We start from the raw sequence: 16517 nt of genomic DNA, 5'->3' as shown, positions 1-16517 counted from the left end.
TAACCTCCTCGTAAAAATTTATTTAATCACTAAAATTAATATAATTGGCACTAAGATAATAATAAGAAAGATGATCCATGAAGCGGGATGTCCCCAGTTATTCGTCCATCCTATACCGAATCGTTTTTCAATAAAAATACTCGGATCGTTTCGATTTACATAAAAGATACCCCATTTCCAATGTTTATCATCATCTCGATGAATGACATGACCATCTTTATGTGATAAATTACCAGAGGTTGTATTTTTTAGACGGCTGCCACCTTGACCAGTTGTAAAGGATAGAAAGAGCGCCCAAATGATGACAATCGTAATGAAAATAATAAGCATCATCGCAACAAGCTGTTGATTAATAGGAATCATTAAAGCAAGTTGTAAGAGGGTTAATAAGACGATAAGTCCTGTTCCGTTTATTATCGTAAACAATGACCATCTTTTTCGAAAAGTGATATTTCGTTGTAAGGATGTTTCCGGTTCAGTATGTTCCACTTGTTGTTTAGCATTTTTTATAACGGTGTTTATAAAAAGGAATAGTAGCGTCATATAAATTTGTAAAATAGGCAAAAGGAGGGCAGAACGATATGTTTTAGGTACAGTTTCTAATATGTCCCCATTAAAGTCATATCTCGTTGGTATATCATTAGGAAGATAATCATATCCAATCAAGGTTACAACAATTGTTATAAAAGAGATAGTAAAAGCAAGAATAAACCATTTATTAGAATAGGTAAGTTTGTTTTTACGAAACGATGTATCAACTGTTATAATATTTGACTTAGTGTGCCATTCAGGTTGAGCTTCTTTAAGTTCACGCATTTTTTGAAAAAAGGGTAAATAAATAAACGCATTACCGACGATATAGAGAATGATAAGCATAGGGTATAAAATGCCAGCTGTTAACTCATCGCCAATAAAAGAAGCAACAAGAAAGGCAACTGTGACAAATAAGGCAAAAATACTCGAAATAAGGACATAACTTTTCCGCATCTTTTTAATCTCAGGATGATCATATGCATTTCTTGGTATCGTTACTCCGAAACTAACTGTTTTTCGTGTCCAAAACGGCATACAAACAATAGCAATAAAAATAGGAATCATCGTTAATAATAATGTAAGACTAAGTGTTAACTTCATGATGTGTTATCTCCTTTCTTGTGTAATGACAAATATATTTCTTGACATATAGTAGTGAATTGTTCATAGGCAATACCGCGACATTTCGCTTCAGCAATTATTGGCTTTAAAACATTTGTAAGTTCATGCAAGTAACGATCATCTGCTTTTGGCACGCCTCCAGGATGAATAAGTGCTCCCTTTTGTCGTTGTATGATAAGAAAACCTTCCTGTTCTAACTGTTTATATGCTTTATTAACCGTATGCAAATTAATTCCAATGTCTTGGGCTAATGTCCGTACTGATGGAAGTGCATCACCTGGTTTAAGTTGATATGAAGCAATCCCCTCTACTATTTGATTTCTAAGTTGTGTATATAGTGGCTCTTTAGACTCCATATCGAGTTGAATTAACATATCCGTCATCCTTTTGCTCCGTAATAACTGTTATATATAATATATAACAGACATATAAAAAATACAACATTTTAAAAAAGACCTTTATGAGCCCTTAATAATGTTGTCATTATCTTTCTTATGTATGCATGAATTATTCTAAGATTTTTAATCCAATAGCTCCTGAAATAATTAAAAGTAAAAAAACAAGCCGTTTCCAGTCAGCTGATTCACGAAAAAATACAATACCTATTAAGACAGCGCCTGCTGCACCTAATCCTGTCCATACAGCATAAGCTGTTCCTAATGGGATTCCATTCATAGCTAATTTTAAAAATAAAAAACCGAAACTAAATGTTATTACGACAAGGAAAAGACGGCTCCACGATTTTTTTTGTAAATATAAGTTGATACTTGCTACTCCGAATATTTCACCAAAGCTCGCTATCACTAAATAAATCCAATACATTCGTTATTCAGCCCCTGTGACGTGTTCTTTTTCAGAATCCTTTTCATCAGAAGTCAGTTTAATACCGATGACACCAACAATAATAAGCATAATAAAAAATAATTGATAAAATGAGAATGTGGCCTTGAAAAAAATAATATCTATACATACAATTGCAGCAGCGCCTGAACCTGTAAATACAGCGTACACTGTACCTGAAGGAAGTTCTTCACAAGCTTTGATAATAAAATAGAAACTCAAAATAATAGCGATAATTGTTCCACCCCAGTGAATGAGACTTTCCGAAAATCGAAGACCAAGCACCCAAACGACCTCAATAATCGCAGCAAACAAAACATAAATCCAACCCACATTCATACACTCCTATCATATGAATCATCGACTTTATTGTATCTTAAACAGCCTTAAATAACACGATATTTAAAAAGTATATAAAAATAAAAAACCAGATTTATATCTGGTTTACACTTGTTCTATTTCATCGATTAAATCAGCGAGAAGTCGATGAATGGATATTTGTTTTTGGATAGGTAAATTTTTCAAACGTAAGATTTGTTTTTTTAATTCAGGGTGTGTCATGATATAGCTAATTAATTCAGCAACTTCATCATCAAAAGACTGATTCTTAGATCCATATACACGTTTAAATTCCTTCAGTAATTCGTTATGGTATGTGTCTGTACCGACTAAATGATCGAGTGTAATACCAAAAATATTACTTAATTTAACTAAAGAATTAATGTCAGGTGTCCCAACCTTCGTTTCCCATTTTGTAATCGTTGATCTTGAAACATGCATTTTATCTGCCAATGTTTGCTGTGACCAATTTTGTTGTTCGCGAAATATTTTAATATTATGTGCTATCCGTTCGACTATCATTTAGTATCACACTCTAATATAGTTTTTGTTAGAAATTGTATTATATTTCATGGTAACATGTGGAAATCTCAGCCTTTGTTCTAAAGGGGAACATATGTTAAAATGTAACCAAACAGAACATAAGGGGAGTGGAAGCATGTATGATTAGTTGTTTAGTGTTATACCATCCATCGGTAACAGTCCTTACAAAATCAAAGATATTGAGAATGATGTTTTGCGATTTTGACTTTTCAATTCATGTTGGTAAGATGCAGACAGTCACAATATTTATAAAAGATATAGAAATAGAAAATATTTGGCAAGCGGCGGCTCTTTTCGGATCGACTAATATTTTAACTGGCTATGGCTTTGGTAAATCTGAAAAAGAAGCAGAAATAAAAGCGTGGCAAATTATTTTGAAATTAGTCGAAGATAGATAATAAATATTTATTCACAGGGTTACACACAAATTTATATTAGATAATGACATAAATATAAACATATTAAAGATCATATCCACAATATCCACAAGCAAAAACAACTTATCAACAAGAAGGATGTGAATAAAGATAACACTGATGTGTCTCTTAAGCAAATAAAAACAGAGTTCTAAGCTTTCATTCATGATACTTAAAACTCTGCTTCTCATTTATTTCCTACGAACTTACCCAAATGTAAACATCCTCTTTTAATTTTTCAAATATGTGAAAAACTGACTATCTACTACACATTAGCATTAGTTTGCTCTTACCTGTGAATGAGTTATTTGTGTCATTTGCTGATAAGCGAAATAACCTTCTTTATGAATAACAAACAAATCATACACATATTCTGATTGGGCATTTATTTGTTCATATTGTACTGGATATAGAAAGTTGGCCTTTTCAACATATGGTAATTTTTGTACGGCGCGTAATGACCGAGCATTCGTATGACGAACTTTTAATAAAATTTTTTGAATATGTGTTTCACTAAATACTTCATTAAAGAACTGTGTCTTAGCAAGTCCGTTATATCCTTTACCGAAATAAGGTCGACCAATCCAAGTTGCTAGAAAACCGTAATCGTTCGCAATATCAAATAGGTTAATTGTTCCTATCGGTTGGTACTGTTCATCGAGAATAGTCCGCGAAATGAGTTCCCCCCTTTCTTCTGCTTCAATTGTTTGTTTGGTGATGAAATAAAATTCATCAGCTGTTGTTGCCTTCTGTCTCACATAAGGGAAAACCTCTGGATGAGACATTAACTCAAATAATACCGGTACTTCGTGAAGATCACGTTTTTTCAGCATAAAAAAACCCTCCCTTATTTTTAGCGGGTGGGTTTGCAACGTTATTGTAGGGAAACAGTAGGCAATCCCACACCGCGAATTTTTATTAAACTTCAAACAAAAATTCGGGGTAGGAATCGAACCTACTAGAACCAGTCAAACTGGTGGCGCACCATTTGCCTTCCCAATAAACAAACGACTTTGACGTCCGTCTGTAAAATGTTTCTCATCAAGCTATATAATTTTAGGTTGATTAGCGTATTTATAAAACCTCTTTTCTGAATTATATTTTACAATGTTTTATTCAAAAAGGGAATCCTTTTTTACAAAAAATAATGTACAAAAATTGAATTGTTCATGAACGTGTGCACTGAGTTGTTTTTTAGCATAAGAACTTTATTAAAATGGTCGTTTAATATCGTATTCATATGACATTGAAGAAGCCTGTAAACTTTGTGTTTATTTCCTTAGATTCGACATCATAAATCATACATGCAATGACATGAAAAACCCACCCCTAAGCATAAGAGGTGGTTCATGATCTTAATCGCTGGTAAACGATTGCTTCCTTTTTAACAAATGATTTAAAGCGTCTTCTAAGTGTGGGTATATAAACTTAAATTGATGTTCCATCGCTTTTTTAGGTAGTACGTATTGCCCTTCTAGTATGAGAAAGCTCATTTTTCCAGTTGCAGCACGAAATAAAAAAGCGGGCGTATGCAACCAATAGGGACGTTTCAAAACATCGGCTAATGTTCTCATAAAATCTTTATGTCGAACGGGATTTGGTGCGGTTACATTAATTGGTCCACGAATACTTTCATCATTAATGATGTGCATCATAAGACGAGCGGCATCTTCAACATGAATCCATGATAACCATTGTTGACCGTTTCCAATATTACCACCGAGACCGAATTTCACTGGAAGAGCCATGAGGGGAAGTGCACCTTCTTTGCCAAGTACGATACCAAAACGTGTGAAAACAGTACGGACGCCGAACGTTTCTGCTTGTTGGGCAGTTTGTTCCCATTCTTTAACGACCTTTGCTAAAAAATCATTACCAGCATCAGTCGTGTTTTCTGTAAACATATCATCATCTGATGTTCCATAATAACCGATAGCTGATCCGTTTATAAGTAGCTTTGGTGCTTCATCTAACTGCTTAATGAATGTGATAACCCATTCAGTCGTTTCTATCCGACTCCTTATAATTTTTTCTTGTTTATCTTTCGTCCAATAACCGAATAATGATTCTCCGGCTAAGTTAATGATGACATCAACTTTGTTTAATTGCTCATGTGCGTCATCATAAGATAAGTACGTAGCTAAAGAATGATTATGATATTGATACGGTGTTCTCGTTAGAACATACGTGTGATACCTTTCTTTATGCAGGTGTTTCATCAGCTGGGTTCCGATAAAACCCGTTCCACCAGTTAATAAAATCTTCAATTGAAACCCCTCCAAAATTAACAAATCAAAGCATCTTATTATTCTTATCATAACATAACCATGTTATGATAAATAGAAGAAGGAAAGGAAGATAATATGTTTAAAATTTCACGTATTTCTGTCCAGAAAAAGAATGCATCTCGCTACAATATTTTTCTTACAGACGGTGAAAGAGAAAGGTATGGCTTTAGTGTTGATGAAGATGTGCTCGTCTCACATCGATTACATAAAGGTAAACAATTAACTGATGCGACCATTGCTCTTCTAAAAGAGCAAGATGATGTTTCAAAGTCTTATCATCTGGCGATTCGGTATTTAAGTTATCGTATGCGGACAAAGAAAGAAATAGAAGATTATTTAAAGAAGAAGGAAGTAAATCCTGAGCATATCGATCTCGTAATGGAACAATTAAAGCAAGAACGATTAATTGATGATCTCAAGTTTGCAGAAAGTTATATTCGCACAAAAGTGAAAACAAGTATGAAAGGTCCGCTCTTACTAAAACAAGAATTGATTCAAAAAGGTGTTTCAGAAGCAGAAGTGATGACTGCAATGAAGGAATATCCGAAAGAACAACAAATCGAACAAGCAATGAAATGGGCTCAAAAAACATTCGCTCGTACTGGGAAGCGTTCATATCGGATGGAATTAAACAGAATTAAAGCAGGTTTAATGCAAAAAGGCTTTTCAAAAGACATTATTTCAGAAGCAACACGATATTTATCAGAAGAACAAGATGAGAAAAATGAGTGGAGCGCATTAGTTTATCAAGGTGAAAAATTATGGAAGAAGCAAGAGCGAAAATATGATGGCTATGAATTAAAAAATAAAGTAAAAGCAGGATTATATCGTAAAGGATTTTCTTTTGATATGATTGAACAATTCGTTGATAATTATTCTGATTATGATGAATGAAGTGAGTAAAAATTCATTTAAATTGTCCAATTGATTGATTCACTTTAAAATATATATAAAGGAGATGCAATGAATGAAACCAATAAAAATTAGATATAGTGATTACACAGTTGAACAATTACGAGAAATAGTCGGTGAGTTAAAAGAAAAATTGCAAAAAGCAGAGCAGTTTGGTCATATTAGTGAAGTACAAATTCTTGAACGTAAAATGCAAGTGGCTTTAGCCTATATGATGAATCCAGATGACTATAAACCAAAGGAAACGTATGAAATGAACGGTGATCCAGGGCATCATTTTCGGATAGATTATATTGACGGTGTTTTTGCTTGGGGAAAACGGATTAATCTACTAGGTGAAGAATATGAAGAACAAGAAGCAGTCCCTATTTCACTTTTAGGTAAAAAAATAACAAAATAGAAGAAAGCAGCAGAATAATCGTCTGCTGCTCTTTTACATTTATAACAAAGGGTCACCGATATAAAGTTTTCTTTGTAATTTATGCTCTGAGAAAATCCAGCCTGTATATGAGCTCATAATCTTCATATCTTTATTAATTTGCACGACAGCAACAAAAGGGTAATACGATTTAGAGCGATAACGTAAATCAATAAAACGAACCTCTGTATAATCTTCCATCTCGTTCAATTCCCAACGATAAACTGGTGAAAAAGAGAGAAAGGCTGCGATGTTCTTATCTTTTTTAGCAATATTAATGAATGGTGAGTTAGGTAAAGATGCTCTAACAAACTCATCAATAATTTCAACATGACCATTGCTAACTGTTCCTACAAAAAAACGGTCAGTAGTCGTAATAGCAACACGCCATTCATTATGTTTAATCGTAGGTGAAGTAGCGATGTCGATCGTATTCGGAATATGTTTTTTAATAATATGAACGATTTCTCGTTTATCCATATATCGCTTGATATAATAGAGAATGAGAATCGTATAGATTATGAACCATGTATATCCAGGATGTGCACCAAGGATCCAAGCGATAATTCCGATTATGTGCAAACCAAAAATATACGGGTCAAATGTATTAATGAAACCAAATGCAATCCATTTATTAGAAATAGGACGCAATGCTTGTGTGCCATAGGCATTGAATAAATCAACAAACACGTGAATACATACGGCTAAAAATGTCCAAAACAATAAGTGCCAATAGGACACTTCTGGTACAAACGCATATATAAGAGAACTGACGAGTACTCCCCAAAAAGCAATGGCAGGGAGTGAATGTGACAGACCACGATGATGGCGAATATACGTTGCGTTGTTTCGTAATTTTAATACCGTATCGAAATCTGGTGCGTGTGAGCCAATAACCGTTCCAGCGAAGACAGCATGAAATAGAGTGGGATCGTTTTGTATAGCAGGGTCAAATGTTGCTAATCCAGCTAATGCCACGCCCATAACGATATGGGTGCCAGTATCCATTTAAATAATTTCCTCCTCAGGAATGACGCATTAATATTTAGTAAGAATAGCTAAAAAGACGATGTTCAATAGTATTATTGTATCACAAAGGGTGACAAATTATGATAGAAAAGCTTATAGAAGGTTTTGATACAACTCGATTCCAAATTGATTTAATAGAGTGGTATAACAAGTATAAAAGGGATCTTCCATGGCGTAAAGATCAAGACCCGTATAAGATTTGGGTATCAGAGATTATGCTTCAACAAACACAAGTAGATACAGTTATCCCATATTTTCAGCGATTCATTGAACAATTTCCAACCCCTAAAGCACTTGCAGAAGCAGATGAACAAGATGTCTTAAAAGCTTGGGAAGGTTTAGGATATTATTCTCGAGCCCGTAACCTACATACAGCGGTTAAAGATGTCGTTATTCGTTATAATGGACGTGTACCAAATGACGGTAAACAGCTGCTAACATTAAAGGGAATAGGCCCATATACACGTGGAGCTATTATGTCGATTGCTTTTAATGAGCCATATCCGGCCGTAGATGGAAATGTTATGCGTGTATTCTCACGTGTTTTAAAGATAGAAGACGATATTGCACAAGCAAAAACAAGACGTTTATTTGAAAAGGTTGTAGGTAAAATTATTTCAAAGGAAAATCCATCTGCTTTTAACCAAGGAATAATGGATTTAGGTGCAACAATATGTACGCCAAAATCACCACAATGTTTATTATGTCCTGTACAATCACATTGTCGCGCCTATGCAGAAGGGATAGAACAATGGCTTCCAGTAAAATCAAAAGCAAAAAAGAAAAAACGTATATCATATATTTCTTTATTAATTCAAGATGAACATGGTCAAATTATGATTGAAAAAAGACCGAACGAAGGTTTATTAGCTAATTTATGGCAATTTCCAATGATACCGATAAAAGAAGTGTGTCTAAAACATTTACCAAAATATGTTTATGAAAAATATGGCATACATATACGTTTAGAGAATAAGCAAGGTGAATTACGTCACGTGTTTACACATCTTATTTGGGATATTGAGATTTTTCAAGCAAAAACGACTGATAAAGTAGAGAATGACCGTTTGAAACAAGTTTCTCAAGAAGCATTAGCTGACTATCCGTTTCCTGTTCCGCATCAAAAGATGATGCAATATATTTAAGGGGTAAACGTCTTTTTACCTCCAGCAAAAAAAGTGGATAACATTTTATTAAATGGACAGATTAGAACATGTGGAGGTGAAAAAAGGATGGCTAACAAATCAAAAAAGTCGAAAGCAGGCACAAATGTACAAAAGGTGAAACAACAAAACCAACAAGCAGCACAAGGACAATCTCAAGGACAGTTTGGCACTGAATTTGCCTCTGAAACAGATGTACAAAATGTAAAGAAGCAAAACCAAAAGTCACAGCAAAACAAACAATAGTCTCCCCAATCCACATTTTAAAGGGCTTTCTTCCCACTAGAAAGCCCTTTTTCAATTTAAGATTTCTAAAAGTCGTTCAAGTGGAAGAAAAAGATATATTTCGTTATGATATGATAAACACCTGTTAGTTAGGAAGGGTGACCTCATTATGAATGCGCCAAAAATCGGGTCATGGGTTGAAGTTCAAAGTTATAAACATAATGGTACATTACATCGTGTTTGGGAAGAAACGATGATTTTACAATCGACAAAGAAGTTTTATATCGGTGTTAATGACAAAACAAAAGTAACCGAATATGATGGTTACACATGGAGAACAAAGGAACCAGCAGTATGTTATTTTCATTCGAATTACTGGTTTAATGTCATTGGTACTGTTCGAACGGATGGTGTTCATTACTATTGCAATATGAGTTCACCAATATTATATGATCAAGGTGCTTTAAAATATATTGATTATGATCTTGATATAAAAGTATACCCTGATATGACAATTAAATTATTAGATGAAGATGAATATGAACTCCATAAAGAACAGATGAATTATCCTGAAATCATTGAACGAATTTTATTTGAGCAAATCGATATTTTAAAACAAATGATCTATCAGAAAAAAGGACCGTTCGTTCCGGGATTTCTTGACTATTGGTATGAACGATTTTTGACTTACCGATCATAAGAGTTATTTCATGATATAATGACATATATATCACAAAAACATCAATTCCTTGTTACATAACTTGTAGCAAGGCTTTCTTATTGTAAGAATAAAGTGAAGAGAGGGAAGAATACTTTATATGAATAGTGTTAAACAATATTTGCAATTCGTTAAACCATATAAATGGCGCATTTTTTGGACGATAATAATAGGAATTATCAAATTCGCTATTCCACTTTTGTTACCACTCATATTGAAATATGTGATTGATGATATTATTGGGGCTGAAGCCTTAAACCATGCAGATAAGCTATCTCGACTTGCTTGGGTGATGGGATCAGCATTCATTATTTTTCTTGTGTTACGTCCACCAGTAGAGTATGCACGTCAATATTTAGCGCAATGGGTAGGCAATCGAATCTTATTTGATATACGTGATAAACTATTTGATCATATACAGCGTCTAAGTTTGTCGTTTTATTCTCGAACAAAGACAGGCGAAATCATTTCCCGGGTAATAAATGATGTCGAACAAACGAAGAACTTTGTTGTAACAGGTCTAATGAATGTTTGGCTTGATCTTATTACGATATTAATCGCTATTTTTATTATGTTGAAGATGAATGTTAGTCTAACAATCGTAGCTATTGCACTGTTTCCGTTATATGGCTTTGCTGTTAAATATTTCTTCTCTAAATTAAGAAAGGCAACACGAGAGCGTTCACAGGCTTTAGCTGAAGTACAGGGACATTTACATGAGCGTGTCCAAGGTATATCAGTAACACGAAGCTTTGCTTTAGAAGATTACGAACAAGAGCAATTTGCTGAACGAAACGAACACTTCTGGCAAAAATCGATGAACCAAATTAATTGGAATGCAAGAACATTTGCTGTTACAAATACAATTACCGATTTAGCACCGTTATTAGTCATTGCTTTTGCGAGTTATCAAGTCATTTCAGGAGATTTAAGCCTTGGTACAATGGTCGCTTTTGTTGGCTTTATGGATCGTGTTTATAGTCCACTTCGTCGATTAATTAATTCTTCAACGGTTTTAACACAGTCCATTGCTTCAATTGACCGTGTGCACGAACTGTTAAACGAACCGTATGACATCGTAGATAAAGATGATGCTGAACCGTTGAATGAAGTTAAAGGTGATATTGAGTTCGATCAAGTTCATTTTTACTATGAATCAGAAGAACAAGAAGTCTTAAAAGGAATAAATCTTAATGTGAAAGCAGGCGAAACAATTGCACTCGTCGGCATGAGTGGGGGTGGAAAATCAACGATTGTTAGTTTGATACCCCGTTTTTATGATGTGACAGGTGGTGCCATTCGTATTGATGGGAAAGATATTCGAGATGTAAAAGTCCGTACATTAAGAGATAAAATAGGAATGGTTTTACAAGATAATATTTTATTTAGTGAATCTATTGCTATGAATATCCGCATGGGAAATCCAAGCGCAACAGACGAAGAGGTCATTGCTGCTGCTAAAGCAGCGAATGCCCATGACTTTATTATGAATCTACCACATGGTTATCAAACATTGGTCGGTGAAAGAGGAGTAAAGTTATCTGGTGGACAAAGGCAACGTGTAGCCATTGCACGTGTCTTTTTAAAAAATCCTCCGATTCTTATTTTCGATGAAGCAACATCTGCGTTAGATTTAGAAAGTGAACATATGATTCAAGAAGCGATGGAGAAGTTAGCTTCCAATCGGACGACTTTTATCGTTGCTCACCGTTTAGCGACGATAACCCACGCTGATCGAATTGTTGTTATAGAGAATGGAGAGATAGTTGAAGTCGGTTCACATGAACAACTAATGGAAAAACGTGGTAGTTATTACGATTTATATCAAGTTCAAAATTTAAAGAACGAAGCAACGGTACCCGTTCATCATGTTTAAGAAAAAAGACATACAAATTGATTGTTACGGCATGTTTTACGCTGTATGAATGCTAATATTTAAAATGACATGTTGGCGTTTTTAAATATTACAAAACGAGACAAGTACATTACGATTCTTAAACAATGAATAAAAGGAGTGAAACAACTTATTTAATTGATTCAATCCTTTTCTGTGATACTTTAAAATACTGTTACTAAGATATTTAATAACAAAAAACGGTTTTAGCTCTTTTATATTGAGCTAAAACCGTTTTAATTAATCACTTTGGTTACAAGACACTTGTTGATTATTTAGAAAAGACTGATATGAACCAATTCCAAACCGCTTTAAAGAAGTTGACGATCGCGTCTATTATACCTTTACCCTCTTCGCTTGATACGAAATCATCCCATTTGTCTTTAGCTGATTTCAATGTATCGTTTACTTTATTCCAATCGATATTTAAGTCTTTTATTTTTTTAAATAGCTCAACAAGTTTGTCTAATAGTTGGTCATCTAATGTAATACCTAATTCTTTCGCGACTTCTTGAATAATTGTCCGAATATCTTGATCAGATTTTGGATTTTCTTCAGAAATTCTTTCCTTTACTTTTCTAAAAAATTCCGTAGCGTTTTCCTCATCAACACCGTCTTTCACGAGGTCTGATGTTAATACCATTTCTTCATTTGCTATTAATTTTTGCTCTTCATCAATCTTTTCACCACTTTGAACTTCATAAGCCTTGATGATGCCTGTTAATGCTCCCGTACCTGAAACTTGGAAAGGTGCTGAAATTTGAATTTTGGCATCTTCTATCCCAGCAGTTGCAAGAGCATTAACGTACATATCATTTGAAATATATGTGATGTTTTTAGTCTCAACGACAATTCCATCACCTTTATTTCCTATTGTAATTTTAGCGGATGAAATAGCATTCGAACCTATTTGACTGGCGGGAATAAATTCACCTAAATATTTATGTTCTTCTTCATTTGTAACGTAAACGATGTCCACATCATTTTCAGAAATACCGAATTCATCTAACATTTTTTGCTTATCGCTTGGTGATAAATCTTCACCTAAAGTGATAATCTCTTCTCCAGCAATTAAATCAGCTGATGCAGTTATTGGAAAAAGTAATAATGCTACAAGTAAGATAAGCCAGAAACGTCTTTTTCTCATTAACAAAACCTCTTTTCTTGTATCATGGTGATACGTTTTGAACAAGCGTTGTTATTCAATTTTATTTTATCATACCTTATTGCTTTAAAAAAATAAACAATTGATCGTTATACTTATTCCATATTGAGTGGGCATGTCCGTCTTTAATGATATTATGTCATTTTTCTAGGAAATAGAACATGAATACGTTATGCTTTAATTAGATAAGATATGGAGGGATTCATGATGACACTTGAAGTAGGTAAACAAGCACCTGACTTTTCTTTATTAAACCAAAACGAAGAAAGAGTAAGCCTGTCACAATTTAAAGGAAAAAACATCATACTATATTTTTATCCAAAAGATATGACCCCAGGATGTACAACACAGGCGTGTGATTTTCGCGATCACTTCAAGGAATTTAAAGAAAGCGATACAGTCATTATCGGTGTAAGTCCAGATCCAGTTGAGCGTCACCAAAAGTTCATAGCAAAACATGATTTACCGTTTATACTTTTAGCGGATGAAGATCATGAAGTTGCAGAGTTGTATGGTGTCTGGAAATTGAAGAAAATGTTCGGACGCGAATATTACGGTATTGAACGTTCAACTTTCATTATTGATAAAGAAGGTACTCTAAAAAAGGAATATCGCAAAGTCAAAGTGAAGGACCATGTCAAAGAGGCACTCCAATATGTAAAGGAACACCTATCATAACATTAACAACGAAACAGCTCTTTAATGGAGCTGTTTTATTATATGGATCATAGTTGTCCATTTTATGTAAACATGCCAGAATATAAGAAAGAAAAAATGATAATGATTGAAAAGGGAGATGAAGCAAAATGATTTTAATAACCGCAAAGATTTCCGAAAAACATCATCGTCATCTCATACAAACATTCCCGAATGAAACGTTTATATTTTGTGATGATATATCTAAAGCTGTATCTGATTTGCCACAAGCTGAAATTATCGTTACATTCGGGGAAGACTTAACGAATGATTATATTGAGATGGCGAGTCAGTTGAAGTGGATTATGGTTTTATCGGCGGGTGTTGATAAATTACCACATGAAGCAATAAAAAAACAGAACATTCTCGTTACAAATGTTCGTGGTATTCATAAAATCCCGATGGCTGAATATGTAATAGCAATGTTATTACAAGTTTATCGCCAAGCAAAAACATTAATCACAAATCAAATGAAAACAACATGGGATCGTTCAATTAAAATGCAAGAGATAAGTGGGCGAACAATGGTAATATTAGGAACAGGTGCGATCGGACAAGAAGTCGCTCGATTGGCTAAAGCTTTTCACATGAAAACAATAGGAATTTCAAGAAGTGGAAAACGCGTAGATTTTTTTGATGAGACATATCGAACTTCAGAACTAAATCAGCAATTACCATATGCTGATTTTGTTATCTCAGTTTTACCTAGTACACCAGATACGAAATATTTATTAACAGACGAATCGTTCCGTCTATTACCAAACCATGCAGTATTTTTAAATATGGGAAGAGGAGATTTGGTGAAGAGCGACGTCCTTCTTCAAGCAGTACGAAATAAAGAAATTGCTCATGCTATACTAGATGTATTTGAAGAAGAACCATTACCAGAACACCATCCATTTTGGAAAGAGGAAAACATTACAATAACACCACATTTGTCAGGTATATCACCACAATATGTGCCACGAGCCTTAGATATATTTAAAGATAATTTGAAGAAGTATCGCTCAAAGGATCAACCTTTACTAAATGAAGTAGATGTGACAAGGGGATATTAACAATAATATTATTATATAGATTACAATATATTATTTAGTAATAATTATTATCACTTATAAACAAGATAATTGACAGAAATACAGTTTCTTAGGTAAACTATTTATAAGGATTATAATATAATAAATATAATTAGGAATTATAAGTGAAAGCGAGGTGCATGACGGTGGCAGAAAACAAATTACAAGAATCTATAGCAACATTAAAAAAAGCTGGTGTCCGTATAACACCACAACGTCATGCGGTGCTTGATTATTTGCTAAATTCAATGACACACCCAACTGCTGATGACATTTATAAAGCACTCGAAGGTAAATTCCCTAACATGAGTGTTGCGACTGTTTACAACAATTTACGTGTATTAAAGGAAGTCGGGTTAGTGCGTGAATTGACATACGGGGATTCTTCAAGTCGATTTGATTGCAACACATCCGAACATTACCATATTATTTGTGAAAAATGCAACAAGATTGAGGATTTCCATTATCCATCACTTGATGAAGTAGAGAAGTTAGCAGCACAAGTAACCGGCTATGATGTGTCGCATCATCGACTAGAAGTCTATGGGATTTGCCAAGAATGCCAGCAACTTGATAAAGAAAAGCAATAATTTCTATGAAAAAATCTCGATTAGATAGATGGACTAATCGAGATTTTTTATTTATAATTATTCTTTTATGTTTTGTTCCTTCGACTTTTTTACTTCTTTTAAGTATGTCCGTTTATTATATCGTTCATCAAACTCTAGACCTTCTAAGTCTTTATCTAATGTAAGTGGTTGTTTACAATGCATACAAGCATCAACACGTCCTAACATTTTAGTCGGCTTTTCGCAAGTTGGACAAATGATTGGAACGGCTTTAAGTGAAAGCATACCAATCCATAAATAAATAACCACACTTAAAATAACACTTATAACACCTAATACAAAAAATGTAAGCATAAGCCATTCTGTCTTCTTAAAAAGAATACCAATATACATCAGAATAATTCCAGCGAAGATAAGAATCAAGGCAAAAGTTCTTATTTTATTTATTTTACTTGAATAGACGAGCTTTGACATGTCAGAAGTCCTCCTAATTTTATATAGCTATAGCATAAATATATTATCAATTGTTACTAACTCATGTTATATCCTACATCTATTTGTACCTTAATGTAAATAGATTTACTTTATCTTTGTTATTTATAGAGACGTATTTTTATATTTTTCATAATTAAATAGGATTATTGATGAACATATCTATAATGTAAGGGAGTTATAAAACAAAATGTTTGGAAGAGCGATGTAGAAAATAAAAAAGCTGTTGACTTTCCATTTCAATCATGATAAAGTCTTATTTGTCGCCAAAAAAAGCGAATTATAAATTAAAAATAAAAATGCTTTTAAAAAACTCTTGACTTTGCTCAGTGAAGTATGCTATTATATAAGAGTCGCGCTTTTAGAGCGAGAAGAAATTGCACTTTGAAAACTGAACAGAACAACCAGTAATGTCAAGAAAAACAACCCTGTTTTTCTTTAATTAAATTGCTAAGATAAACGTTTATACGTTTAAAATAACTCTTTTTTTGGAGAGTTTGATCTTGGCTCAGGACGAACGCTGGCGGCGTGCCTAATACATGCAAGTCGAGCGCGGGAAGCAGAAAGATTCCTTCGGGA

Annotated in this window: 20 protein-coding genes and 1 rRNA gene; 11 read left to right on the top strand and 10 right to left on the bottom strand. The window is 33.8% G+C overall.

The window, feature by feature from the left end:
- Window positions 1-18 precede the first annotated feature (18 nt).
- The 5 genes from HNQ35_RS09020 to HNQ35_RS09000 form a co-directional block, all read right to left on the bottom strand.
- Window positions 19-1134: a DUF1648 domain-containing protein gene (locus HNQ35_RS09020; protein WP_146937408.1), complete on the bottom strand. Its 1116-nt coding sequence runs from the start codon at window positions 1132-1134 to the stop codon at window positions 19-21.
- Window positions 1131-1529: a GntR family transcriptional regulator gene (locus tag HNQ35_RS09015; protein WP_146937500.1), complete on the bottom strand. Its 399-nt coding sequence runs from the start codon at window positions 1527-1529 to the stop codon at window positions 1131-1133. Before HNQ35_RS09015 ends, HNQ35_RS09020 begins: the two co-directional genes overlap by 4 nt.
- A gap of 133 nt (window positions 1530-1662) precedes the next feature.
- Window positions 1663-1977 (bottom strand): DMT family transporter, encoded by a 315-nt coding sequence (locus HNQ35_RS09010; protein WP_146937406.1) that lies wholly within the window; start codon window positions 1975-1977, stop codon window positions 1663-1665.
- Between the two features lie 3 nt (window positions 1978-1980).
- Window positions 1981-2328, bottom strand: a complete 348-nt coding sequence (locus HNQ35_RS09005) for a DMT family transporter (RefSeq protein ID WP_174771668.1) — start codon at window positions 2326-2328, stop codon at window positions 1981-1983.
- Between the two features lie 111 nt (window positions 2329-2439).
- The gene (locus HNQ35_RS09000) at window positions 2440-2856 is read right to left on the bottom strand and encodes a helix-turn-helix domain-containing protein (protein WP_146937402.1); all 417 of its coding nucleotides are present in this window, start codon (window positions 2854-2856) and stop codon (window positions 2440-2442) included.
- A gap of 140 nt (window positions 2857-2996) precedes the next feature.
- Here HNQ35_RS09000 and HNQ35_RS08995 point away from each other — a divergent pair, with 140 nt between their 5' ends.
- A complete protein-coding gene (locus HNQ35_RS08995; protein ID WP_146937400.1) occupies window positions 2997-3275 on the top strand; it encodes a hypothetical protein in 279 nt (92 codons plus the stop codon).
- Between the two features lie 296 nt (window positions 3276-3571).
- Here HNQ35_RS08995 and HNQ35_RS08990 read toward each other — a convergent pair whose 3' ends face one another.
- Both HNQ35_RS08990 and HNQ35_RS08985 read right to left on the bottom strand, forming a co-directional pair.
- Window positions 3572-4126 carry a GNAT family N-acetyltransferase gene (locus HNQ35_RS08990; protein WP_146937398.1) on the bottom strand — a complete coding sequence of 185 codons (555 nt, stop codon included), beginning with the start codon at window positions 4124-4126 and terminating at the stop codon, window positions 3572-3574.
- A 522-nt stretch (window positions 4127-4648) separates the two neighbouring features.
- Window positions 4649-5560 carry a TIGR01777 family oxidoreductase gene (locus tag HNQ35_RS08985; RefSeq protein ID WP_146937396.1) on the bottom strand — a complete coding sequence of 304 codons (912 nt, stop codon included), beginning with the start codon at window positions 5558-5560 and terminating at the stop codon, window positions 4649-4651.
- A gap of 96 nt (window positions 5561-5656) precedes the next feature.
- On the opposite strand from HNQ35_RS08985, the gene recX reads away from it, so the two are divergent.
- Together recX and HNQ35_RS08975 are read left to right on the top strand one after the other, a co-directional pair.
- Entirely contained in the window at window positions 5657-6475 is an 819-nt protein-coding gene (gene recX / locus HNQ35_RS08980) for a recombination regulator RecX (protein WP_146937394.1), read from the top strand.
- Between the two features lie 82 nt (window positions 6476-6557).
- Entirely contained in the window at window positions 6558-6893 is a 336-nt protein-coding gene (locus tag HNQ35_RS08975; protein ID WP_146937498.1) for a YfhH family protein, read from the top strand.
- Between the two features lie 39 nt (window positions 6894-6932).
- Here HNQ35_RS08975 and HNQ35_RS08970 read toward each other — a convergent pair whose 3' ends face one another.
- Complete coding sequence (locus HNQ35_RS08970) at window positions 6933-7919, bottom strand: metal-dependent hydrolase (protein WP_146937392.1); 987 nt, start codon at window positions 7917-7919, stop codon at window positions 6933-6935.
- A gap of 101 nt (window positions 7920-8020) precedes the next feature.
- On the opposite strand from HNQ35_RS08970, the gene mutY reads away from it, so the two are divergent.
- From mutY to HNQ35_RS08950, 4 genes are all read left to right on the top strand, one after another.
- A complete protein-coding gene (gene mutY / locus HNQ35_RS08965) occupies window positions 8021-9085 on the top strand; it encodes an A/G-specific adenine glycosylase (RefSeq protein ID WP_146937390.1) in 1065 nt (354 codons plus the stop codon).
- An 87-nt stretch (window positions 9086-9172) separates the two neighbouring features.
- Entirely contained in the window at window positions 9173-9349 is a 177-nt protein-coding gene (locus tag HNQ35_RS08960; RefSeq protein ID WP_146937388.1) for a gamma-type small acid-soluble spore protein, read from the top strand.
- A gap of 148 nt (window positions 9350-9497) precedes the next feature.
- The gene (locus tag HNQ35_RS08955; RefSeq protein ID WP_146937386.1) at window positions 9498-10028 is read left to right on the top strand and encodes a DUF402 domain-containing protein; all 531 of its coding nucleotides are present in this window, start codon (window positions 9498-9500) and stop codon (window positions 10026-10028) included.
- Between the two features lie 118 nt (window positions 10029-10146).
- Complete coding sequence (locus HNQ35_RS08950; RefSeq protein WP_146937384.1) at window positions 10147-11922, top strand: ABC transporter ATP-binding protein; 1776 nt, start codon at window positions 10147-10149, stop codon at window positions 11920-11922.
- Between the two features lie 289 nt (window positions 11923-12211).
- Here the strand turns inward: HNQ35_RS08950 and HNQ35_RS08945 are convergent, their stop codons facing one another.
- Entirely contained in the window at window positions 12212-13087 is an 876-nt protein-coding gene (locus tag HNQ35_RS08945; protein ID WP_146937383.1) for a DUF1002 domain-containing protein, read from the bottom strand.
- Window positions 13088-13312: 225 nt separating this feature from the next.
- Here HNQ35_RS08945 and bcp point away from each other — a divergent pair, with 225 nt between their 5' ends.
- The 3 genes from bcp to perR all read left to right on the top strand — a co-directional run bounded on the left by bcp (window position 13313) and on the right by perR (window position 15467).
- Window positions 13313-13783: a thioredoxin-dependent thiol peroxidase gene (gene bcp, locus HNQ35_RS08940; RefSeq protein WP_146937381.1), complete on the top strand. Its 471-nt coding sequence runs from the start codon at window positions 13313-13315 to the stop codon at window positions 13781-13783.
- Between the two features lie 128 nt (window positions 13784-13911).
- Window positions 13912-14859: a D-2-hydroxyacid dehydrogenase gene (locus tag HNQ35_RS08935; protein ID WP_146937379.1), complete on the top strand. Its 948-nt coding sequence runs from the start codon at window positions 13912-13914 to the stop codon at window positions 14857-14859.
- A 158-nt stretch (window positions 14860-15017) separates the two neighbouring features.
- Window positions 15018-15467 (top strand): peroxide-responsive transcriptional repressor PerR, encoded by a 450-nt coding sequence (perR, locus tag HNQ35_RS08930; RefSeq protein ID WP_146937377.1) that lies wholly within the window; start codon window positions 15018-15020, stop codon window positions 15465-15467.
- A gap of 57 nt (window positions 15468-15524) precedes the next feature.
- On the opposite strand, the gene HNQ35_RS08925 is transcribed toward perR, so the two are convergent.
- Window positions 15525-15920: a YgzB family protein gene (locus tag HNQ35_RS08925; protein ID WP_146937375.1), complete on the bottom strand. Its 396-nt coding sequence runs from the start codon at window positions 15918-15920 to the stop codon at window positions 15525-15527.
- A 503-nt stretch (window positions 15921-16423) separates the two neighbouring features.
- Here HNQ35_RS08925 and HNQ35_RS08920 point away from each other — a divergent pair.
- Window positions 16424-16517, top strand: a 16S ribosomal RNA gene (locus tag HNQ35_RS08920); the annotation flags it as partial.

This window comes from Cerasibacillus quisquiliarum, from assembly GCF_014202495.1.
Classification (GTDB): domain Bacteria; phylum Bacillota; class Bacilli; order Bacillales; family Amphibacillaceae; genus Cerasibacillus; species Cerasibacillus quisquiliarum.
Note: the sequence above shows the minus strand (reverse complement) of the source record. Positions and strands in the feature narration are given on the sequence as shown.